General features: G+C 63.7%; 16 protein-coding genes and 1 pseudogene. 12 read left to right on the top strand and 5 right to left on the bottom strand.

The features are described 5' to 3' along the window. Window positions 1-23: 23 nt before the first annotated feature. Window positions 24-1,580 (bottom strand): COG1361 S-layer family protein, encoded by a 1,557-nt coding sequence (locus C441_RS15785; protein WP_007275981.1) that lies wholly within the window; start codon window positions 1,578-1,580, stop codon window positions 24-26. Window positions 1,581-1,974: 394 nt separating this feature from the next. Between C441_RS15785 and C441_RS15780 the strand changes: the two genes are divergently transcribed. From C441_RS15780 to C441_RS15765, 4 genes are all read left to right on the top strand, one after another. Further along, complete coding sequence (locus C441_RS15780) at window positions 1,975-5,046, top strand: right-handed parallel beta-helix repeat-containing protein (RefSeq protein WP_007275980.1); 3,072 nt, start codon at window positions 1,975-1,977, stop codon at window positions 5,044-5,046. 307 nt (window positions 5,047-5,353) lie between these two features. Next, entirely contained in the window at window positions 5,354-6,547 is a 1,194-nt protein-coding gene (locus C441_RS15775) for a hypothetical protein (RefSeq protein WP_049920634.1), read from the top strand. Between the two features lies 1 nt (window position 6,548). After that, window positions 6,549-7,226, top strand: coding sequence for an ABC transporter ATP-binding protein (locus C441_RS15770; RefSeq protein WP_007275978.1), 678 nt, complete (start codon window positions 6,549-6,551; stop codon window positions 7,224-7,226). Further along, a complete protein-coding gene (locus C441_RS15765; RefSeq protein WP_007275977.1) occupies window positions 7,223-8,365 on the top strand; it encodes an ABC transporter permease in 1,143 nt (380 codons plus the stop codon). Before C441_RS15770 ends, C441_RS15765 begins: the two co-directional genes overlap by 4 nt. Window positions 8,366-8,465: 100 nt before the next feature. On the opposite strand, the gene C441_RS15760 is transcribed toward C441_RS15765, so the two are convergent. Continuing rightward, window positions 8,466-9,266, bottom strand: coding sequence for a UbiA family prenyltransferase (locus C441_RS15760; protein ID WP_007275976.1), 801 nt, complete (start codon window positions 9,264-9,266; stop codon window positions 8,466-8,468). Between the two features lie 312 nt (window positions 9,267-9,578). On the opposite strand from C441_RS15760, the gene C441_RS19150 reads away from it, so the two are divergent. The 3 genes and pseudogenes from C441_RS19150 (at window position 9,579) to C441_RS15745 (ending at window position 14,299) form a co-directional block, all read left to right on the top strand. Then, window positions 9,579-10,487 carry a cation diffusion facilitator family transporter gene (locus C441_RS19150; RefSeq protein ID WP_007275975.1) on the top strand — a complete coding sequence of 303 codons (909 nt, stop codon included), beginning with the start codon at window positions 9,579-9,581 and terminating at the stop codon, window positions 10,485-10,487. An 81-nt stretch (window positions 10,488-10,568) separates the two neighbouring features. Further along, window positions 10,569-12,241, top strand: a pseudogene (locus C441_RS20335) (transposase). A 423-nt stretch (window positions 12,242-12,664) separates the two neighbouring features. Beyond that, complete coding sequence (locus tag C441_RS15745; protein WP_083874933.1) at window positions 12,665-14,299, top strand: histidine kinase N-terminal 7TM domain-containing protein; 1,635 nt, start codon at window positions 12,665-12,667, stop codon at window positions 14,297-14,299. 221 nt (window positions 14,300-14,520) lie between these two features. On the opposite strand, the gene C441_RS15740 is transcribed toward C441_RS15745, so the two are convergent. Together C441_RS15740 and C441_RS15735 are read right to left on the bottom strand one after the other, a co-directional pair. Then, entirely contained in the window at window positions 14,521-15,762 is a 1,242-nt protein-coding gene (locus tag C441_RS15740; protein WP_007275973.1) for an ABC transporter substrate-binding protein, read from the bottom strand. 121 nt (window positions 15,763-15,883) lie between these two features. Beyond that, entirely contained in the window at window positions 15,884-16,897 is a 1,014-nt protein-coding gene (locus tag C441_RS15735) for an NADP-dependent oxidoreductase (protein WP_007275972.1), read from the bottom strand. A gap of 166 nt (window positions 16,898-17,063) precedes the next feature. Here C441_RS15735 and C441_RS15730 point away from each other — a divergent pair, with 166 nt between their 5' ends. From C441_RS15730 to C441_RS15720, 4 genes are all read left to right on the top strand, one after another. Further along, window positions 17,064-17,708 carry an SDR family oxidoreductase gene (locus tag C441_RS15730; RefSeq protein ID WP_007275971.1) on the top strand — a complete coding sequence of 215 codons (645 nt, stop codon included), beginning with the start codon at window positions 17,064-17,066 and terminating at the stop codon, window positions 17,706-17,708. Between the two features lie 86 nt (window positions 17,709-17,794). Continuing rightward, window positions 17,795-19,003, top strand: a complete 1,209-nt coding sequence (locus tag C441_RS15725; protein WP_007275970.1) for an MFS transporter — start codon at window positions 17,795-17,797, stop codon at window positions 19,001-19,003. Between the two features lie 106 nt (window positions 19,004-19,109). After that, window positions 19,110-19,259, top strand: coding sequence for a DUF7535 family protein (locus C441_RS20045; RefSeq protein ID WP_007275969.1), 150 nt, complete (start codon window positions 19,110-19,112; stop codon window positions 19,257-19,259). Window positions 19,260-19,427: 168 nt separating this feature from the next. Beyond that, window positions 19,428-19,625, top strand: a complete 198-nt coding sequence (locus C441_RS15720) for a hypothetical protein (protein WP_007275968.1) — start codon at window positions 19,428-19,430, stop codon at window positions 19,623-19,625. Between the two features lie 431 nt (window positions 19,626-20,056). Here the strand turns inward: C441_RS15720 and C441_RS15715 are convergent, their stop codons facing one another. Further along, window positions 20,057-20,338, bottom strand: a complete 282-nt coding sequence (locus tag C441_RS15715) for an HPr family phosphocarrier protein (RefSeq protein WP_083874932.1) — start codon at window positions 20,336-20,338, stop codon at window positions 20,057-20,059. A 128-nt stretch (window positions 20,339-20,466) separates the two neighbouring features. On the opposite strand from C441_RS15715, the gene ptsP reads away from it, so the two are divergent. Then, window positions 20,467-22,149 carry a phosphoenolpyruvate--protein phosphotransferase gene (ptsP, locus tag C441_RS15710; protein ID WP_007275966.1) on the top strand — a complete coding sequence of 561 codons (1,683 nt, stop codon included), beginning with the start codon at window positions 20,467-20,469 and terminating at the stop codon, window positions 22,147-22,149. Window positions 22,150-22,157: the final 8 nt, after the last annotated feature.

Genomic DNA, 22,157 nt, shown 5'->3' with positions numbered 1-22,157 from the left:
CTCCTTGTTCCGTCCATAATCCGTCATCGGCGGCGGTAGACGACGGCTATCGCGCCGATTCCGAGTAGTGCGAGGACCCCGATGACCGACATCGGAATCGGGAGTCCGCCGCTCGACGGGGACAGGGCGATGCCGACCGGCAGTCCGTCAGTGTATTTCGTGTCGCCGTCGGCCTCGTCGTACCGGACCTCGACCGAGGCGTCGTAGGCTTTGACGATCGCTCCCGAGGCGGCGCTGACGGTGAACGTCGCCGTCTTCGTTTCTCCCGGTTGCATCTCGCCGAGATACGCGCCGTCGTCGGACGTCGAAATCGGGTCGCTCACGAAGAGCTTGGCGTTGGCCGCCGAGACCGGCTCTTCACCGTTGTACTGGACCTCGACGTCCACTGTCTTCGTCGTCCCCGGCGAGACGCTCGTGTTGACGTTCACGACCGAAAACGGGTCCTGTTCCGCTCCGATCGATATCGACTTGCGAATCGGTGAGGACGTCCTCACGTCGCCGTCTTGGTTCTCGTATTCGACGATGAACGGGAACGTGTTCGTCCCCGGCTCGGCGCTCGCCGGAATCGAGACGGTAAAGGAGACCGGTTGGGACTCGCCCGGTTCGAGGTCACCGATCGCGGACTCGCCGTTCGTCGGCGTCACAACCGCCGTGTTGCCGATACGGACGGCGACGTTGCTCACGGACCCACTGCCCGTGTTCACGACCTGTGCGTCGATCTTCGCCTCGCCTTCGTCGACTCTGAAGCGTTTCGTTTCGATGTCTCTGATCTCGAACGTCCGCTCGGGTTTGACCGTGACTCCGGTCGTCAGCGTATCCGAGGTCTCGGTAACACCGTTTTGGTTCTCGTACGACACGGCGAGGTCGATGGGGTACGACCCGGCTTGGGTTTCTGCCGCCGCACCGACTTGGACAGAGAGGTTCGTCCGCTCACCCGGCTGAAGCGACGGAACGTACAGGCTCGTCGACGACTGCGGGTTCTGCGTCGTTCCGAAGAAAACCGTCGGCGACTGCGTCGTGACCTGGACCGAAGACGACGTGGCGGTTCGCGTCCCCGTGTTTTCGAGCGTGAACGAGAGCCGGCCGGTGTCACCGGCGAACACCGCGTTATTCTCGTCGTTCACGACCTCGAACTGCGGACGGTCTTCGACCTCGACCGTCACCGACTTCTTTTTCGTGACCGTCCGCCACACGTATTCCGGGCCATCGACGTCGCCGTACGTGACCATCCGGACGTACTTGTACTGTACTTCGACGGGAATCTCGTAGGTCCCCGGCTCGGCGGCACCGATTTCGACGTTGAAATCGAATCGAGCGGTTCCCGAATCCGGGATTGCGCCCGCCGTCACGGTCCCCGTTTTCACGTCGATCGGCGCGTCGATCTGGTCTTCGAGAACCTCCATCTGGACGCTCTGTGCGGTCTGAACCTCCTGTTCGTACTGCGCTGGCCCACCCTGTTCGAGCCGTCCGTTGTTACTTGCGACAATCGACAGCGTCGCGGACTCACTCGACCGGTAGGTGTTGTCCGACACGCTCAGCGAGAGCTCCGGATTGCCGTACACTGAACTCTCGGCCGACACGGGAACTGCCGCGATTGACGTTACTACTAGCACACAAAGGAGTATCGCTGATTTGTTCCGTACCATCTTAGTGATCTGTGTTAGTTATCTAACTGCCGGCTTGTCAGTCGACCGACCGAGTCCTCACTGTCTCCGACGTTCGATTTCACACCTGAGACGTGATTCGTTGAGGCCTAAAACTCTATCGAACGGTCGTTCTATAAGATTTATTTTGTATATTATTAGATATTAGTCGTCGAGGTAGCGGTCTCGACCTCGGGCCGGCGACGGACACTCGGGGAAGGGAAAACTAAATCCGTATCCTGACCTATCAGGGTGTAAGACAAACGTGGTGACTAACAAACTGATCCCGTGGGCTGTGGCGCTCGCTGTCGTCTGTACGCTTTTCGCCCCCATGTTGAGCGCGTCGGCCATGGCGGCACCCTCTGGGGTCACGTTCGTCGAATCACCGATCCAGTCCGACACGACGTGGACCGAAGACGGCGGTCCCTATCGCCTCATCCGGAGTGTCGCTGTCGAACCCGGCGCGACGCTGACTATCCGCCCCGGAACGGAGGTCCAACTCGCGGAGGGCGTCTCGCTCACGGTCCGGGGGTCGTTGCGCGCGACCGGCACCGAAACGCGGCCCGTGCTGATTACGCAGAGTGCGGCCTCCGGGCGGGACCTCAGATGGGAGACGATTCGCTACAACGGCTCCGAGTCGTCGACGCTCTCGTTGCGAAATACGACGTTACGAGGCGGTCGAAGCGGGATTACGACCACGAGCGGGGAGGGAGCAGTCACCATCACCGACTCGCGTCTGCAAAACTTTTCTGTGGCCGGGCTCTCCGCGAACGGCACGACGACGCCCCCGGTGACGATAACGCGGTCGACGCTTACCGAAATCGGCGGCCACGCGATTCGCGCGAGCCCGTCGATCGGGGCCGTCGAAGAGGTCGAACTCGACTCGACGGACCGACGCCGGAACCGGACCGCACGGCACACGCTCAGGCTCGCCCCCGGCGTCGGCGTCTCGATGGAGACGATTCGCTTGCGGTATCCGGCCGAGCGGTCGGTAGCCGACATCGAGACTGGGTCGCTTCGTCGCATCGGCCTCGATACCGACAACGACGGAGACATCGACCAGTCGCTCGACGATGCCGTCTCGGACGTGTCGGTCAGCGGGCGTCACGTGGAAATCTCGCTATCGCACTCGACGTACGTATCGAGTCGGGACCGGCTCATCGTCGAGTTCGATGGGGTCGTGAACCCGCGGACGCGCGGGGTGTACCCGGTCGGGGTCAGCCTGCTCGAACGCCGGATTCCGCAGTTATCCGACGGGGTCCACGCGATGTACGTCGTCGGAGCGGAGACGACGCCGTACGCGTACGCGCCGCCGACCGACCTCACGCGCGTCCGGGGGATTACCGTCAGCGACTCCGAGTTCGAGGAGATCGACGGCGCGGGGCTGTTCGCCGACGCGGATATCGCGACCGGCATCCGGGTCAGCGACAGTCGGTTCATCGACGTGCGGGGAGACGGCGTGGCGATACGGGCCGCCCAGAGCGAAGGCAGTTTCCGAGGTAACAGCTTGCACGCCGGCGACGCGGGAATCCACGTCGAGACGCGGACGCAGACGACGCTGGTCGCAAACGAAAACCGGATTTCGGAGTCGGAGACCGGGATTCGCGTTCGGCAGTCCGAGCGGCGTGACCGTGGCGTCACGCGAGTGACGCTTCGCGGGAACGAGTTGGTCGACAACGACCGCAACGGGCTCGAAATCCAGTCCGAAACGAGCGAGGGCGAACTGTGGCTCACGGACAACGTCATCAGCGAAAACGGAGAACACGGGGTCGCGCTCTCCAACTGGGCGATCAGGAACGGTCGGGTGACCGGGAACCGAGTTCTCAACAACGGTGAGGACGGAGTCGCGGTCAACAGCCACGTGGTCCGAAACGTCACGCTGTCACGAAACCGAATCGCCGAGAACGGCGGCGACGGTCTCGACGTGTTCGTGCGCGCATTGGCCCGTGACTTCGTCGCGACCAACAACACGATTGTCGACAACCGCGGCCACGCGCTGACGGTGCGCTCGGACCTCCTCGTGCACCGCGTTACCGTCGCGGGGAACCGCCTCGCGAACAACGGCGGTGCCGGGGTCCTCGTCTCCAGTCCGCTCACCCACAGCGGCCAACTCACCGTGTCGGACAACGTCATCGCCGCGAACGGCTACGGGCTCGTGTCCCGCGGCACCCTGAACGCGACGGTTCGGAACAACGACATCGTGTTCAACACGAATACGCACGTCCGACCGCCAGCACTCGACGGCGTCGCCCCCGGAACCGGACTCTACGTCGCCGAGGGGTCCCGCGGTGCGATTCTCGACCAGAGCGACGTCGACGCCCCGTTCGAGGAGCTCGTTGCGAACCCGCAACTCCGGCAACAGATCGAAATCGCGACGCTCTGGGACGATACGGTCGCCGTCCTTCGCACCGACGGCGTGAGCCACACCCGGTCGACGGCCGAGGGCGCAGTCGATATCCGCCGTGTCGACGACTCACTGCCGACGGGTATCGAGCTCTCGTACGGCGAGGCGGACGCCGACCGCTACCGAATCGCTAACAACGACGTCTACGGCCACGACACCGGGATGGAGATCAACATCTCCCGGCTCGTCACGGCGAACGCGACGGCGCGAATCGTCACCGACTCGATACGGACCGTCGACGCGGAGTCGAACTATTGGGGGGCCGCGAGCGGGCCGTATCACTCCTCTATCCTGCCGGAAGGCGACGGCGACGAAATCACGATTACCAACGGCTGGGTCGACTTCATCCCGGTCGCGGACGCCCCGATTGGCCAACGGTACCGACGGCCGACCCCGCGGCTCAGTACGCCGTCGACGGCGGCCGCGGGGAGTCAAATCCAGCTCTCGGGGGCCGAAAGCGCGGTGGAGACCGGTTCGGTCTTGGCGTACCATTTCGTCGTCAACGGGACGAGCCACACGACGCGGGAGCGCGCCGGACTCAGCCTCCGCATGCCGAACGAGACGCTCACGGTCGCACTCAGCGTCGAAGACGGCCTCGGAATCGACAGCAACGAATCCGCGACGGCACGGATTCGCCCGGTACCGGCGACTGCCACGGAGTCGGAACGCTCCACCGAGGTCCTCGAAGCCCCGGCCGACCGTGAGGGAGAGCGGGGGGCGGCCTCCGGGACCGGCCTGCTCTCCGCGTGGGGCCTCCTCGGCGGTGGCTGTTTCCTGTCCGCGCTCTTCTTCGGCGGGTACGGAATGGTTCGGACGGTTCGGAGCCAGCCCGTTCCCCTGCGCGGATTGTTCGTCCAGCTACTCGCCGGGGCCGGGATTCTGGTCTGGCTCGTCGCCGGAGTCGTCGGGTCGACGCGGCTCGTGTTCGTTGCCGGCGTCGCCGGGGCGCTTTGGGTCGGACTCACCGCCATCGCGTATCTCGTCGCGACTCGGGCCTGACGTCTCGTCGGGGCGTCTGTTCGAGCGTCTGTCTTTTTCCCGAGACGTCGGCGGCGTGTCGAAGCCGACAAACGGGTATCAGATTCACCGACTGCGGCGGTATGTCTGGGTGATTTGGGTCTAAGTAGTGAAAAGACTCATCTATTCTTGGCTCGCTGATTTGTTCTGTAGAAATGGAGCGACGCAACCAGATGGTCCCACTGATCGATCGGCTCTCCAAGAAGCAGACACCGCTGACGCGGTCGGTTCGGCTCGGCGGGCGAACCGACGGCGGTCGTCAAACGACTGTGACGTCCGGGTCGTGCGCATGACGCGGAGTCGTGGTGTTCGGCCCGCTGTCGCGGGGGCAGTCGCGCTGTTGGCCGTCACGAGCATCCTCGTCGGCGGTCCCTCGGCAGTGAGCGCCCAGTCGGGGCAAATCGTGGTCAACTCGACGACAGTCGAACCGAGTGAGCCGTACGTCGGCGAGTCGGTCACGGTTCGCGCGACCGTCTCGAACTTCGAGAGCAGTTCCGGCGGCGTGGACCTCAAAGAGGTCACGCTCCGTTCGGGCGGTCGCATCGTCGCCGAAGCGAACAACCTCGGAACGCTCGGGCCGGGTGGCTCCGTCGACGTGCCGCTGTCGACCACGTTCACGAGCGCCGGAGAGAAACAGCTCAGAGTCCACGTCTCCGGCCGCCACGAAAACGGGAACGTCATCAACGTCGAGTACCCGGTCATCGTGGAGGTCGAAGAACGGGACGTGCGAGCCGGGCTCTCCGTGACCGAGCAGACGAACGACACCGTCAACGTGGAGTTGACCAACTACGGGAACACGAACCTCTCGAACGTCGAAATCACCGCGTCGGTAAACGACTCTCAGGTCGCCCAGCGGTACACTGCGAACCTCGGCCCGGACACGAACCGCTCTGTCGTGTTCGACACCGACGATATGAGCGACCAGGTCGTGCTGTTCACCGCGACGTACACCGTCGACGGAGAGACGTACACGACCTCGCTGTCGAAGGAGATAGACGACGAGTCGGTCCCCGGCGAGATTCGACTGACGAGCATCGAGACCACGCGAACCACCGGCTCCGTGACGATACAGGGCGACGCCGCGAACGTCGGGAACACGGACGCGAGCTCGGTCTTGCTGACTGTCAAGGAGACGGAAAACGTGTCCCACGGCTCGCCGTCCGGCGGCTACTTCGTCGGGCGCGTAGAGGGGAGCGAGTTCGCCACGTTCGACCTGACCGCACAGCTCAGCGGCGAGCCGACCACCGTCCCCATCGAGGTGTCCTACATCGTGGACGGCGACCGCGTGACGACGACACAGGAGGTGCCGATCGATTCGAGCGGCGCCGGCGCCACGCCCGCCGCCGGCGGTCCCCAGTCCAATCGGGGTCAGGGTTCGGGCGGGTCGTCGGGTGGTCTCCCGCTTTCGTTGCCCGTTATCGGGGGCGTGCTGGTGGTCGTCGTACTCGGCGGAGTTGGCATCTATCGCTGGCGCCACCACTAGCATGAGTGTCATCGAACTCACTGACGTCGTGAAACGCTACCAGAACGGCGAGGAGGTCATCGCCGCGCTCGACCACGTCGACTTCCAAGCCGACCGCGGTGAGATGGTGACGATCATCGGCCCGTCGGGCTCCGGGAAGAGTACCATGCTGAACATGATCGGGTTGCTCGACACGCCGACAGAGGGGACGGTCCACCTCGACGGTCGCAACGTGACCGACTTCACCGAGGACGAGCTGACCGAAGAGCGTCGGTCGGGTATCGGGTTCGTGTTTCAGGACTTCCACCTGTTGCCGATGCTGACCGCGACCGAAAACGTCGAGCTTCCCTCGATGTGGGACACCTCGGTCGACCGGCACGACCGCGCGCAGGACCTCCTACAGCGAGTGGGGCTCGGCGACCGACTCGACCACACACCCGATCAGCTGTCGGGCGGCCAGCGACAGCGCGTCGCCATCGCGCGGGCGCTGATCAACGAGCCGGACATTCTCCTCGCCGACGAGCCGACGGGGAACCTCGACCAAGCCACCGGAGAGACGATTCTGAGCGAGCTGACTCGGTTAAAAGAGGACGAGAACGTCGCGATTGTCGCGGTCACCCACGACGAACAGATGCTGGAGTACACCGACAGCACCGTCCGACTCGTCGACGGCGTCATCACGGAGGTCTCCGGACGATGAGCGTCGTCGATTTCCTCTGGCGGTTCCCCAGCGTCCAGATGGCGTGGCGGAACCTCGGCCGGAACAAACTGCGGACGGTGTTAGCCGCGCTCGGCATCATCATCGGCGTGGTCTCCATCTGCTCGCTCGGGATGGCGACGGCCGCAATCCAGCAACAAGCGACGTCGCAACTGGGAAGCATCGGCAACGAGGTGTCGATAACGTCCGGTCAGGACAGCGACACGGACGGGGTGACCGACGACCAGGTCGATACGATGCGAAATCTGGTGACCGACGCGGAGGTGGTCCCCCAGAAGACGAACTCGACGACGGTCTCGTCGCGAAACGGACGGGAGGTGCGGGTGAGCGTCACCGGGGTGACGAACGCGGCGGCGCTGTACAACCTCACCTCGGGTGAAGCGCCCACCCGGCTGTTGAGCGGCGCACTCCTCAGCAACAGCACCGCGACCACCCTCGGCATCGAGGAGGGAGACCCCGTCGAGTACGACGGCCAACTGTACCGCGTACAGGGCTTAATCGAGGAAGAAAACGCGTTCGGCTTCGGCGGCGGCGAACTCGTGTTGCCCGAGTCCGCCCTCTCCGACCAGAACCACTACGACGTCGTGACGATTGTCGCCGCGGATAGCTCGACCGCGACCGAAATCGGCGGGGAGTTAGACGAGTACTTCAACACCGACGACGAAGAGGAACTCAGCATCAACACGTTCGGCAACGCCGGCCAAGTCGGCGGGTTCTTGGAGACGCTTTCGCTCGCCCTGCTGGCAATCGGCGGCATCTCGCTCGTCGTCGCGAGCGTCGCCATCCTCAACGTGATGCTGATGAGCACGGTCGAACGCCGCGGCGAAATCGGCGTCCTCCGTGCGGTCGGGATTCGGCGTTCCGAAGTGCTTCGGATGATTCTGACGGAGGCCGCCCTGATGGGCGCGCTCGGAGGGCTCATCGGCGTGCTCCTCTCGCTTGCGGCGGGGCTCGTCATCTTCCAGATGATTACAGGAGACCCGCTCGGGGCGTTGCAGTGGAGCGGTTTCCAGTATCTGGTGTACGGGTTCGGCTTCGCCGTCGTCGCGAGCATCCTCAGCGGGGTCTACCCCGCGTGGAAAGCGGCGAACGACCGGCCGGTCGACGCGTTGAGAGGCTGAGACCCCCGCCGCAAAGCGGGGTCCGCGGCGTCACGTCGCATCACGTGGCGTCGCACCACGTCGCGCAACGTCGTGTCGCATCGCGTCGCATCGCGTCACGTCACCCGCGGGCGGAGCTCTGACTCGTCTCAGACGACGGGCCCCGCCTGTGTAGCCGCGTGAGATGGCGGAACACCGAGAGCGAAAGCAAGTAGCAGACGACGAGGCCGGCGACGAGCGGCCCGGAAACGGCCCAGAACACGGCCACGCCGCCCGCTTTCAGGAGTCGAACTAACACCGACGCCGTTCGGGGTCCTAAGTAGCCCGCGAGCGTGGTCTTATTCGCGTGTGTGTCTCCGGAGATGTCCTGGATGTTGCGGGACTCGACTCCGGCGGCGGTAATCAGAAACCACCCGAAGAAGACAGCCGCGCCGTCGAGCGAATACTGCAGGGGTGTCGCCGCGACGACCGAAAAGACGGCCACGAACGCCCAAGTGAACCCGACGCCGATGGAATCGAGCGTCGGATAGCGCTTCAGCCACCCGTAGCTTCCGAGTACGACGAGGGGAATCTGGGCGAACAGTAGGTCGCTGGCAGTCGCGGTTCCCGCCTGAAACACCAGCAGGCAGACCACCAGTTCGTAGCCGACTAACGCGAGCAGTTCCGTCGCGAACAGCCCCCGCTGGTACCGCCGGACGAGCTTCGTCCGGTGCGGTTGGTTTATCTCGTCTTCGGCCGTCCCCCCGCGTCGGTCTTCGACGTATATGAAATAAAACAGGAGTGGCGCGAGCAGGAGCCCGCTCCCGATTGAGCGAGGGTCGACACCCATCGCTAGCCCCGAGACCCCGACCATCGCGGCCGAGAGCAAACACAGCCAGATGTTCAACTGAAAAAACAGGAACCGTGCGTCGGCTACCCTCATCTCAGTAATGCTCCTCCCCGAGAGCGGAGGTGACAGATCGGAGACTGCCGTCGTGGGAACCAGTCCGTACCGTTCATCTCTCGGAGCAATCTCGCCGCTCGTACTATACTTGTTTGGTCACCGGTCTACAGGAGTCCTCAGGGCAGTAGTTGAGACCGCCTGTCTCAATGCATATGTAGGCACAGTCGTCTGAGGGGCCTCTTGATTACTTGATGATTCTCAGTGCCCCGAGCAAAGTTTAGATTGAATCAAAAACTCGATTATACGCGACTAATGAGGTCTCTTATGCGGAAGTAGCAGTATTATCATTCTATGGCAGACTCACGCGTGGCCTTTCTCAAAGTCTCTTGGGCCAATGTTCTATTAAATGCCCTCAAAATCGGTGTCGAGGGCGCACTCGGATTGCTCACTGGAAGCCTCGCACTCACCGCTGACGCAGCGCACTCCGTCGCTGACCTTCTCGCAAGCGGTGTTGTCTTGATCTGGGGCCGATCCGCCTTCGACGATGCTGATGACTCACATCCACATGGACACAATCGATTCGAACCGCTCTCTGCGCTCTTCGTTGGCGGCGTCCTCGTTCTTCTCGGACTCAAACTGTTGTACGATGCAGGTCACTCGATTTTTACTGGAGTCTCTGCCGAGTACAGTATTTGGCTCGTACTCGGACTCCTGTTCGCACTCGGTGATATGTATCTCTGTTACTGGTATACGCAATACAAGAATCAAGAACTCCAGTTGCCAAGTCTTCGAGCGCTTGCCGCTGACAGCCTCAATGATCTCTATACCACAGGCGCAGCCCTTGTGGGCGTCCTGGGTATGGCTGTCGGTTACCCAATTTTTGACCCGATTGCGGGCGGCATTGTGAGTCTGCTCGTCATCCACCAAGGTGTAGACATCTCTCGTGAGAATATTCAGTACCTTGCTGATCGTGCACCACCCGAATCAGAACAGGAAAAAATCAAACAGCAGATTCGAGAACACTCCGCCGTTCACGGGATTCACGATTTCGTTGCGTACTACTCCGGGCACATGGTTGAGGTCGAGTTCCATGCTGAAGTAGCCAAAGATCTAACTGTGGTCGAGGCACACGATCTCGAATCAGATCTTCGCCAATGTGTCCGTGAGGTCGAATCAGTTTCAGACGTCCACGTCCATCTTGATCCCGCTGGACTCGACGAATGGAAAGACGCTGATGATTCGGCAACTTCGCCCGCATGAGCTGTTCTCGATACTGCAAACTACAGTCCTTCTGTTGGGCGGTTAGATTGGCTCTTCCCATATCGCAGCCACGATCTCGTAGTGACTGGGACAAGTGAATCCCAGCGTAGTGTTTTTGGCCGGATCGCACGCCGGCAGCACATTGAGTGGCCCATATATAACTCGACGCCGCTATATGATCGTACCTCGCTTGGCGGATTAGAATCGGACGTTCGAGTCGTCTCGAATGTCTGGTTTACGCACCCAGACCACGACTCGATTGAAGAATTCGTCTGCGAACTTCCGCTGGCCTACTTTCGCTTCGAGGCCCACGATTGCTACGAAAACTCGACACGCTACGAGATGGATACCCTCTTTCGCATGTTCGTGCTGAAAGAACTCCACGGGTGGGAGCACGAAACAGAACTCCTGGAGTACCTTGAGAGCCGGACCACACTCTGCGAACGTCTAGAGTTGGGAACGGTTCCCGATCAATCGACGCTCTGGCGGACCTGGAACAAACGCTTCACGCGAGATCTCCGGGAAACGGTCCGGACAGCGGCTCGCACGATCCTCATCAAAGCGGAAAACGCGGATATCGCTGTGCCACGCGAACCAGACCGAAACCTCCCGACTCGAGGCCACGACGCCGCTGAACCGGACCCGGACGACCAGGCCATCCTCGACAAGACAGGGACGATTACCAAGCACGTCAGTCACGTCGTGTTCCCCGCGTTCTCGCTCAACCGTGGCGAGGGCTGTGAGATTCCCGAGAACGCCTACTGGGGCTTACAGACCTACTTAGGACTCCGTGAGAACTTGGCCGCCAACGAGGGGGCTCGCAGCTTCATCCACGAGTCGACGCGTGATCGAACACCACTCGGGCACGGTCATCGCGACCAGATTCGTAATCTCTCTATCGAGCAGATTCGCGAGATGTACCGACAGGCGGTCCGACAGCTCATCAACCAGCTCGCAGAGACAGAGGAGTTCTTCCGCGCAGGGATCGTCGCTATCGACATTACCGAGGCCGACCCCTTTACCGGCGACCGCACAGGCCATGAGGACGAGATCATCGGAACGAAAGAGAACACTGACGAGTACGCCTATCAGTGGGCGACAGTCCAGCTGGTCGGGAACGCTGTCCCACTCGTCCTCGATGCCCGCCCGGTACGAAAAGGCGAGTCACGCAAGGAGATCGTCGAGGACTTGCTCGATTCGGCTGAAGAGCTCGTCCACGTCGATAACGTCCTGATGGATCGGGAATTCGATAGTCAGCACGTTCTGGAGATGATCAGCCAGCGTGGGCTCTCCTACGTCGTCCCCAAGCGGATGCAGACCAGCGAGAGCAGGCGAAGCGGTTGCTCCAGCGCGATCAAGACCGGTATGAGACCGATCGTAAACTCCATCTTGGGAAGAGTGAGTGGCACGAGACGACGCTGATCTACCGCCGCAAAGAGAACGCTGAGCACGACGACCATCGACAGTACTCGGTGTTCATGACGAATAGAGGGACTGGGCACCTCACGGAGTACGGCTACCGGTGGGAAATCGAGAGTGGCTACAAGTCGATCAAGCGATTCATGGCCACGACGACGTCGAAGGATTTCGGGCTGCGGTTCTTCTACTTCGCATTCGCGTGTCTCTTGTACTCGATTTGGCGAGCGGTCGATTTGCTCGTGCAGGTTGAGTTGACCGGTGAGTACGAGCATTCGCCGATCGTAACAGCCGACAATACACTGACGTTGTTGAAGAAGGAAACGGGAATCGGGTAGTGGGGGGTTCTACCTGTGTTAGCGCGGTGTCTGAGTGGCGACACTATCCAGAGTCTCGGAAATCCTCCGAATTAGTTTCCAGTTCAACAAGAACACGCGTTTCGAGGATAATCCGAAGCAGATTCCCCTCGTCAATTCGGTCGAAACCACGCATCACAGCCCCGCTAAACCCGGTGTAGTCTCAACTACCACCTCAGGGAGACCGGGCGAGTGCTTCGAGACGTGAGCGCGGATGCCGGCGTTCCCCGTAGCGAGAAGGGGTAGAATCGCCGTTCCTGTCGCCACACTGGCGTCACTGGATGGGCGCTCCAGCATGAATTGTGGATTATATTACAGGTCTCCCAAAAGAATAATTAGCTCGATAATGCTGGTATAGAATACGTGCTTGACCGATGGCTCACCCCTGAAATCGCTGTCGTCCTGATGTACCTTGGGGTGATTCCATCGGTCGTGAACTGCCATCTCCTCTGGCAAGAACGCGATAAACCGGGCGTCATCTGGTTTATCCTCTCGATGGCCACCGGCGGTCTCTGGTCGTTGCTGTTCGCGACGTTCACACTTATCCCGGACCCACAGCTCACGTTAGCGGTTGCAAACTTCTTCTGGGTGATGATTCCGACCGCCGCAGTGACGCTTTTCTTACTCGCCTACGAGTTCGTCTTCAAACAGACCGTCTCCCGGACCGTCGTTTACGTCCTGTTCAGCCCGATACTGCTTCTGTTTGTCATCTCGTGGGTTAATCCGTACGAACTGGTGTTTACGAGTGCATACTACGCGACCGCGGACGGTATCTTACACTTTCCAATCTTCGATGGCCCGCTCAAGTTCCTCGTGACGAAGGTCTACGGCTACCTGCTCGTGTTTCTGGCGGCCGGTATGTTCGTCGGAGAACTGCTCCGGACGAGCGGCACGCAACGCCGACAGACCGTCTATCTCTTAGTCGTGTTTTCGATGCTCGTCGGTTCGACGGTAGTGAAAGTCGTGGGACTCGTCCCGATTTATTTCGACCCCACGTCAGTTCTGTACTCGTGTTCCGGGCTCTTTTTCGCGTATTCGATTCGGGAACACGGGTTACTGAAGTTCGTTCCCGTCGCTCGGGAGCAGACGTTCGAAGAGATCACCGACCCCATCTTCGTGGTCAACTCTGCGGGCTACATCGTTGATGCGAACCAATCGGGACACCAACTGTCAGGACGGCGCCTCATCGGTACCAAACTCGAGGAGTTCATCTGCGACGCTTCGGTGCTTTCGGACGAGGAGACCACCGACGTCATCAAGTTAGCGGTAAACGGTGGAACGCGAACGTTCTCGATTGAGACGTCGGCGATTTCCTATGGCCGGGGAGTGACCGGAAAAATCGTCGTGTTGAGCGACATTACGGCCCTCAAAGAGCGCGAGGAAGAATTGGACCTCCTCAAACAAGTCCTGTCGCGTATCTTCCGTCATAACATTCGAAACGACCTCAACGTGATTGCGGGCTTTGCGGCCATCATCCGAGACTCGACGGGTGGTGAGACCGCTCAGTCGGCGGGTCGCATACATACGCGTGCGATGAAAGTCGTCGAACAAGCGGCCAAAGCGAGGAAAATCGAGACCGTGCTGTCGTATTCTGAGACGGACCGCCGTTCGCTCAACGAGTATCTACTCAAGCTGAGACAAAACGTTCCGGCCGAATTTCTGAAATCCGTCTCGTTCGACGTCGATGACGTCGTCGTTGACGCACATCCACGATTCGACCTCGCACTCGCCGAGTTAATCGAGAACGCCGTGTCTCACCATTCCGGCGACGAACCGATCGCCGTGCGCGTCACGACCGATGTGTCCCCGTCGGAAGTGACGATTATCGTCGAGGACAACGGACCGGGCCTCCCGCCGTCTGAGTTCGCCGTCTTGGAAGCCGGCGAAGAGACGGACCTCGAACACGGCTCCGGCATCGGCCTGTGGCTGGTGTACTGGATCGTCTCTCGCTCGGACGGGACACTGAGCGTGGAAGCGTCCGACTCCGGCACGCAAGTCCGAATCCGACTGAGCCGACCGGACGCCGCCGCTGACCGTTGAGACACCACCCAAGACGGATGCGTCGTCTATTCGTTTGTCGGATTCGGTTCGTCTGGAACGAATGTCGTCCCTGTCAAACCACAGAATAGCTGGTCGGTCGGGTTCACGCGGGCAGAGTCTGAAAACTCCACAGGCATCGAACTCAGCTCCCGCCATCAACTCTCAACATACCTCTTTTCGGACGTTACCGCTGATTGACGGGAACGACAGGCTGTGACGGGCTAGCCGTCTGTGACGATCTCCTCGACCCGCTCGTGGTCGAACAACCGCTCGTCGGTCCCGAAGTCGGGGTAGTCGTCGCCGTCCTCGTAGGTCGGCCACGCGCCGAACCGCTCGGGATAGAGCTGTTTGGCCGTCATCTCCAGTTGGAACAGGTTCATCAGCGGCCCCTGCCACCGCGTCCCCTGCGGGTAGACGCGGTCGTTCTGGACGGCCGCCAGTTCGCGGCCGACGGGGTCGTCTCGGAGGTTCTGTTTCAGCCCGTCGAAGTCGAACGTCTCCGTGACGGTCCATAACGCGAGAATCACGTCGGGGTCGGCCTCTAACAGCGCCTCCATATCGACCTCTTGGAACGGTCCCGTGAACTCCGCGTCGCCGAAGGCGTCGACCGCGCCGAGCGGCCGGGTGTGAGAGTTCCAGTAGCCGGGCGCGTTCAGGCGGAGCAGGTAGATGCTCGACAGGTCCGTCGAGATGGAGAGGTACGCGGCGGTTGGACGCTCGGACTCCGGTGGCAGTCCGCCCTCGACGGTGCCGAGCAGGTCGTCGTGGACGGACTGGAGCGCCTCGTAGCGGTCGCGCTCGCCGTACAGCGACGCGACGCGGTCGAACAGCTCCCAGAGGTCGCAGTACTCGTAGCCGTCGGCCCACTCCCCCGGGGGCGCGGCGTTGAAGTTGCTGTAGTAGTTGCCGAACCACGGGCCGACGTTGTCCGCGACCTCGTCGATGTCGGCTCGGCTCCAGTTGTCCTGCGTGGACACCCACGCGGGGTCGACGAGGTGGAGGTCGCTGTCGAGTTCGTACAGCCGCTCTTTCGTGAAGCCGTACTCGCCCGCCGCGTCCGCCCACTCGATTTCGAAGCCGTCGAAGTCGGCAGTGAAGTAGTCGAGGCCCGCGACGGTGCCGTCCCACCAGAGGTCGTTGACGGTGTCGCCCCGCCCGAGCGCGCTCGCCATGTCCGGGAACCACGGGAAGTGGGTGAACACGTTCGTCGGCGGCTCGTCCAGCGTGACCGTCCCGACCGGCGACAGCTCGGCCGCGTAGCTCGATTCAGCTGTCTCGGCCGCCGTCTCGGTGGCCCCTGTCTCGGTTTCGGTCGCCGCGTCGGCCGCGGTCGTCGTCGCCGTCGCGTCGTCGCCCGACTGGCCGGCGCATCCCGCGAGCACCCCGCCGCCGAGAAGCGCCCCACCGTACGTCAGGTAGTCTCTCCGGGTCGGCCTCGCGTTCTCGCCGTCGTCGTCCAACATACGGATTAGGCTCGCCTAAAGCGATATAGGTGCTTCGAAGTTTAGGACGGGCTAAAACGAAGTCGCACGACCGGTCGCGTTCGTGGGGCGACCTGCCACTGACGGCCGAAGCACCGCCGAGCTAGGGCTCGGACACGCCGACGACCTGCTTGCCGATGTTGTCGCCGGAGAACAGTCCGAGGAACGCGTCGGGCGCGTTCTCCAGTCCGTCGACGACGGTCTCGCGGTGTTCGAGGTCGCCGGAGGCGACCCACGACCCGAGCCGTTCGCTGGCCTGTCCGAACCGGGTGGCGTAGTCGCCGATGAGGAGTCCCTGCACTTTCGCGCGCGGCGCGATGAGTTGCGGGAGCTTTCGCGGCCCGGTCGGGACGCTCTCGTCGTTGTAGTGAGCGATCTGCCCGCAGACGGCGACGCGGGCGTCGAGGTTCAGCTTGGTGAACACCGCGTCGGTGATGGGGCCGCCGACGTTGTCGAAGTAGACGTCGACGCCGTCGGGCGCGGCGTCGTCGAGCGCCGCCAGGTAGTCGTCGACCTGCTTGTAGTTGATTGCGGCGTCGAAACCGAGGTCGTCGGTGAGCCACGACACCTTCTCGTCGGAGCCGGCGAAGCCGACGACGCGACAGCCGTTGAGCTTCGCAATCTGGCCGACGACGGAGCCGACCGCGCCGGCCGCCCCGGACACCACGACCGTCTCGCCGGGCGAGGGGTCGCCCACGTCGAGCAGGCCGAAGTACGCCGTCCGGCCGGGCATCCCGAGCACGCCGAGGTAGGCGGGGAGGTCCGCGACCGACGGGTCGACCGGCGCGACCTCGTCGGCGTCGAGAACGCTGTAGTCGGCCCACGCCCCGTTGCCGGTCACGAGGTCGCCCGCGTCGTAGGCGTCGCTTTTGCTTTCGACGACTTCGCCGACGACGGCTCCCCGCATCGGGTCGCCGACCGACCACGGCTCGGCGTACGACTCCGCGTCTCGCATCCGACCGCGCATGTACGGGTCGACGGAGAGGTACCGCACGCGCACGAGGAGTTCGCCGTGTCGCGGCTCCGGGCGGTCGCCCTCGCGGAGTTCGAAGCTGTCCGTGTCCGGCTCTCCCTCGGGTCGCTCGGCGAGAATCCACTCGCGGTTCGAATCGCGCATACTCGAACGCGGACCCGCGGACCAAGGACGGTGACGATTCCAGCAGTACCGTCCGGTTCGACGGGACTCGGTGTCGGTCGTCGGCGCTCCCGTCGCGCGGGCCCCCTCGCCATCTTCGCCGAACCAAGCCCCCTATTGCGCCGGCCCGACTACACGCCGCCGAATCATGCAGGTCGCAGTCATCGGCGCGAACGGCGGTATCGGACGCGAGCTTCTCCCGCGACTCGCGGACGCGGGCCACGACCCCGTCGGCGTCGTGCGAGACGAGTCGCAGTTCGAGGCGGTCCGCGACCGCGGCGGCGAGCCGCGACTGGGCGACCTCGAAGGCGACTTCGACGCGGCGCTTGACGGGGCCGACGCGGTCGTCTTCACCGCAGGGTCCGGTGGGTCGACGGGCGCGGACAAGACGCTCATGGTCGACCTCTGGGGCGCTCGGCGAGTGGTCGATGCCTGTGTCGACCGGGGAATCGACCGCTTCGTGATGATTAGCTCCGTCGGCGCGGGCGACCCGCTCGCGGGGCCGGAGCCGTTGCGGCCGTATCTGGTCGCCAAGCGGTGCGCCGCCGACCACCTCGAACAGTCGTCGCTCGACTCGACGATTCTCCGCCCCACGGCGCTCACCGACGCAGAGGGCACCGGCTCCGTCTCGCTGGCCGCCGACGGCCTCGGCGGCGACACGGCCGAGATTCCGCGGGCCGACGTCGCACAGACGGCCGTCGCCTGTCTCGACACCGACCGGACGGTCGGCGAGACGATACGCCTCACGGGCGGCGAGACGCCCATCGAGCGGGCGCTTCGAGGCGGCGACTGAGTCGGTGCCGCTCGCGGTCACCACGAGACGAAACCGGACCGACATCAGGCGGTTTCATACTCCTCCGCCGAGCAGGTAGCGAAACCGTGAGTACGACTGACGACACGACGGGCACGCGACGCGAGACACTGGGAATCGTCGTCGGCTTCTTCCTGCTTTCGACGGCGGCCGCGGCCTACGAAATCGCCCCGGCGAGCGTCTTTCCGGCCATTCAGGACTCGCTCGGGCTGAGTTCGAGCGCGGCGGGCTGGCTCGTGAGCGTCATGTACGCGACGGCGGTCGTCACGAGCGTCCCCATCGGCGTCGTCCTCGACCGGTTTTCCGTGCGCCGCGTGGTCGGACTGGCGACCGTCGCGCTCGTCGTCGCCGGCGGCTGGGGCTGGTACGCGGCCACCGCCGGCGCGTACGGCTGGCTCCTCGCCTCGCGGGTGCTCGGCGGCCTCGCGTACGTCACGTTCTGGAACGCGGGCGCGAACGTCGTCGGCAGCGCGGTCCCCCCGAAACAGCGCGCGACCGCGGTCGGCGTGTTCACCGCGAGCGCGCCCGTCGGGTTCGCCATCGGACAGTTCGGGAGCCCGCTCATCGCAAACGCGGCGGGCTGGCCCGCGATTCTCCCGCTGTACGCCGGGGTCGCGGTCGTCGGCGTCGCGTTCTTCGCGGCCGCGACGCGCCGACGCGTCCCCGGTGTCGACGCGCCGTCCCCCGACGGGGCGGCGCTCCGCGAACTGTTCGGGAGTCGGGCGGTCTGGACCGTCTGCGGGCTCTGCTTTCTCGCCTACTCGCTGTACCTGTTCGTCAACACGTGGCTCCCGAGCTTCCTCGCCAGCGAGTTCGAAATCTCGCTGGCGGCGAGCGGCCTCCTGACCGCGCTCTTTCCCGCCATCGGCGCGGTGGCGCGGTCGACAAGCGGCGTGATTACCGACCGCGCGTTCGGCGGTCGCCGCCGCCGCGTCATCGTCTCGTCGTTCGCCGTCGCCACGCCGGCGGTCGTCGCGTTCGCGTTCGTCTCGCGGCTCGGCCTCGTCGTCGGTGCGGTCGTCGTCGTCGGCTTCGCTATCCAACTCGTCACCGGTCTCATCTTCTCGTACATCGCCGAGCTCGTCGCCCCCTCGGTGCGGGCGACGGCCGTCTCGCTCCTGACGAGCGTCGGACTCCTCGGGGCGTTCGCCGCCCCCATCGCCGCCGGCGCGATTATCGACTACGCGGGCTACGCACCCGCGTTCTTCGCCGCGGGCGGCGTCGCCGTCGTCGGCGTGCTCTTGGCGCTTCGAGCGCCGGAGCCGAGTCGGGCGTAACCCCCGTCACGTCCTGTGTTCGCCCACAACTGCCGCTCCGCTCTCGCGGCTATTTATATATTAACTATCCAGTCACGTTATGTATGAGGGGAACTGACGACTACGTATGGCCCGCGCAGTCAACCCCGTTCGAACCGACTACTCGAACACCCAGATGGGGCTCATGGGGACGCTCATCGTCGCTTTGATTGCAGTGCTCATGATACCGTTCGCGCCGTTCATCCTCCTCGGACTGGTGTGGAGAGCAATCCACTAACCGCGACGGTCACCACCGACAGCCCCGTCATCGGCACGCGTTTTTTGACCGCCTGACCGCCGGGTGCGCCGCGACGTCCCCGACGGCCCTCGAATTTGTGGACCACTGGGGTCTCAGTTCCGCCCCAGTTCGGCCAACGGTTATCGGCCCGACGGCGAACAGACGACTATGGACAACGACGACGAACCGGTCGGTCGGTTGCTGACGCGGCGGCAGGCGCTCGCGGTCGGCGGGACGGCCGCGGCGGCGTGGCTCGCCGGCTGTACGACCGGTGGCGACGCCGACGCCGCGGACACGAGCAACGCGACGAGCACCGAGACGACCGCGTCGCCCGCGATGTCGACCAACTCCCCGGTTCGACGCTAGACACCCTGGTCAAAGACACATATCAGTAATCAAGATAAGCTGATGTCGTGGGTGTAGAGACATATATCCGGAAACACCGATATACACGTTCGAAAGCAACGATAAGCTCGTTTTTTCTTTACCGAACGCCAAACTTCGATTTCTGAACGCCTGAAATCTCAATCGGCGGTTGAATCCACTCTCAGCGCGCGTGTCCGGGATATCTCGCGTACTCTCGGACTGCCCGCCGGAATTCTCAAATATCTGAGTAATACCAGAAACCGTCAGATGTCTGTCTCAGATTCGGCCGGGAGGAGGAACCCCGACCGATTCCGCGAGGCCGTTCCCCTCCGCGGTCGAACTCGCCGTCGTGGTTGCAGGCGGCTTTGTAGTCACTCGTCGTGCCCACCACGTCGACGGGCGTCGGGTCGACGACGTGTCCGAGCGGTCGTCTACGAATCGAGGTCGAAGTCGTTCCGGACGAGTTCGACGAGTCGCTCGACGGCCTGCTCGCCGTCACTGCCGTCGGCGGTGATGACGATTTCCTCGTCCGGGCCGACACCGAGCGAGAGAACGGCGATACTGCTTTTGGCGTCTACTTCCGTCTCCCCGCCGGCTTTCCGCACGGAGATGTCCGTCTCGAACTTCGACGCCGTCTGGACGAACATCGACGCGGGGCGCGCGTGGAGACCGGTCTCGTGCTCTACGACTACTGTCGCTGATTTCGCTGGCATCCGTGCGACAACATCCCACGCCGGCACTAAGGCTTTACCGTTTGGCGAGTGTTTTTACCGGCGGATGCGGACTAGACGCCTGCCATGTTCGCAAGCGAAGCGTATTCAGCGATAGCTACGGGGGACCGATGAGCGACCGCCGAATCTCGGGCGTCGGGGTGACGCCGCTACTCGGTGTCGGCACGGTCGTCCAGTACGATTCCGCGGTCGACCTCGACGACGACGAGCGGTCGGCGGTCGACCCCGAGACCGAACGTCAGCGGTTCGAGGCGGCACGAGAGACGGCGGCGGACGAACTCGCCCGCGAGCGGTCTCGGACGGCCGAGCGTGTCGGCGCGGAAGAGGCGGAGATATTCGACGCGCATCTGCAGTTCCTCGACGACCCACAGATCACCGACGGCGTCGAAACCGCGGTCAGCGAAGACGGCGTCACCGCCGAGCGAGCCGTCTCCCGGGCGTTCGAGGACCCCATCGCCACGTTCGAGGGGGCGGATGGGATGTTCGCCGAGCGCGCGGACGACCTCCGAGACGTCCGCGACCGACTGCTCCGTATTCTGCTCGACCGCGACCGGGTCGACCTCTCGACGCTCCCCGAGGGAACAGTGCTCGTCGCGGAGCGGCTCACGCCGAGCGACACCGCGCAGTTAGACCCCGACGCGGTCGCCGGGTTCGTCACGGTCGAGGGGGGCCGCACGTCGCACGCCGCCATCATGGCTCGGTCGCTGGCGATTCCGGCGGTGGTCGGCGTCGACCCCGACGCGGTCGACCTCGACGACGGCACGCGTCTCGTCGTCGACGGCACCACGGGCGACGTGACCGTCGACCCGGACGCCGACGCCGTCGCCGCGGCGCGGGAATCGAGCGGCGCGACGGTTCGGCACGACCCCGTCACGACGGTCGATGGCCGGCACGTCGAAGTCGCCGCGAACGTCGGAACGCCGCGGGAAGCGGTGGCGGCCGCCGAACGCGGCGCGGACGGCGTCGGGCTCTTTCGAACGGAGTTCCTCTTTCTCGACCGGGAGGCGCCGCCGGACGAAGACGAGCAGTACGAGGCGCTCTGTGAGGTGTGCGAGACGTTCGCCGGGTCGCGCGTGGTCGTCCGAACGCTCGATATCGGGGGCGACAAGCCGATTCCGTACGTCGACTCCGACCCCGGCGATAACCCGTTTCTCGGCGTCCGTGGCGTCCGGTTCGCACCGGGCGAGCGGCCCGAACTGTTCGAAGAACACGTCCGCGCGATTCTGCGCGCGGCCGCCGGCCCGGCGCAACTCGCCGTGATGTTCCCGCTGGTGTCGACGGTCGCGGAACTCGACGCGCTCCTCGACGAAGTGAGCGCAATCGCCGCGGAACTCGACGACGCGGGCATCGACTACGCGGTCCCCGAACTCGGCGCGATGGTCGAGACGCCGGCGTCGGTCTTCCTCGCCCGCGAGTTCGCCGAACGCCTCGACTTCCTCAGTATCGGGACGAACGACCTCACGCAGTACGTGATGGCCGCGGCCCGCGACGACGACCGCGTCGCCTCGTTACACGACCCGCTTCACCCGCCGGTTCTCCGCGCCATCGCGCGGACGGTCGAGGCCGTCCACGAGGGCGACGCCTGGGTCGGTATGTGCGGCGAGATGGCCGGCGACCCGGACTTCACCGAACTGCTCGTCGGGCTCGGTCTCGACGAACTGAGCATGAGCGCCGTGACGATTCCCGACGTGAAAGCGGGCGTCCGGGACGTCGACGACGAGTCGGCGGCGACGCTCGCCGAGGCGGCCCTCAACGCCGAGACCCGCGAGGACGTGCGAGCGCTCATCGACTGAGAACTGGA

Origin of the sequence: Haloferax sulfurifontis ATCC BAA-897 (assembly GCF_000337835.1) — an archaeon.
Classification (GTDB): domain Archaea; phylum Halobacteriota; class Halobacteria; order Halobacteriales; family Haloferacaceae; genus Haloferax; species Haloferax denitrificans.
This window is presented reverse-complemented; position numbering and strand designations above follow the sequence as displayed.

Coding starts and splice junctions, on each gene's coding strand:
- C441_RS15780 (WP_007275980.1), top strand. CDS start 1,975: ATGTTGAGCGCGTCGGCCATGGCGGCACCCTCTGGGGTCACGTTCGTC.
- C441_RS15775 (WP_049920634.1), top strand. CDS start 5,354: ATGACGCGGAGTCGTGGTGTTCGGCCCGCTGTCGCGGGGGCAGTCGCG.
- C441_RS15770 (WP_007275978.1), top strand. CDS start 6,549: ATGAGTGTCATCGAACTCACTGACGTCGTGAAACGCTACCAGAACGGC.
- C441_RS15765 (WP_007275977.1), top strand. CDS start 7,223: ATGAGCGTCGTCGATTTCCTCTGGCGGTTCCCCAGCGTCCAGATGGCG.
- C441_RS15760 (WP_007275976.1), bottom strand. CDS start 9,266: ATGAGGGTAGCCGACGCACGGTTCCTGTTTTTTCAGTTGAACATCTGG.
- C441_RS19150 (WP_007275975.1), top strand. CDS start 9,579: ATGGCAGACTCACGCGTGGCCTTTCTCAAAGTCTCTTGGGCCAATGTT.
- C441_RS15745 (WP_083874933.1), top strand. CDS start 12,665: ATGTACCTTGGGGTGATTCCATCGGTCGTGAACTGCCATCTCCTCTGG.
- C441_RS15740 (WP_007275973.1), bottom strand. CDS start 15,762: ATGTTGGACGACGACGGCGAGAACGCGAGGCCGACCCGGAGAGACTAC.
- C441_RS15735 (WP_007275972.1), bottom strand. CDS start 16,897: ATGCGCGATTCGAACCGCGAGTGGATTCTCGCCGAGCGACCCGAGGGA.
- C441_RS15730 (WP_007275971.1), top strand. CDS start 17,064: ATGCAGGTCGCAGTCATCGGCGCGAACGGCGGTATCGGACGCGAGCTT.
- C441_RS20045 (WP_007275969.1), top strand. CDS start 19,110: ATGGCCCGCGCAGTCAACCCCGTTCGAACCGACTACTCGAACACCCAG.
- C441_RS15720 (WP_007275968.1), top strand. CDS start 19,428: ATGGACAACGACGACGAACCGGTCGGTCGGTTGCTGACGCGGCGGCAG.
- C441_RS15715 (WP_083874932.1), bottom strand. CDS start 20,338: ATGCCAGCGAAATCAGCGACAGTAGTCGTAGAGCACGAGACCGGTCTC.
- ptsP (WP_007275966.1), top strand. CDS start 20,467: ATGAGCGACCGCCGAATCTCGGGCGTCGGGGTGACGCCGCTACTCGGT.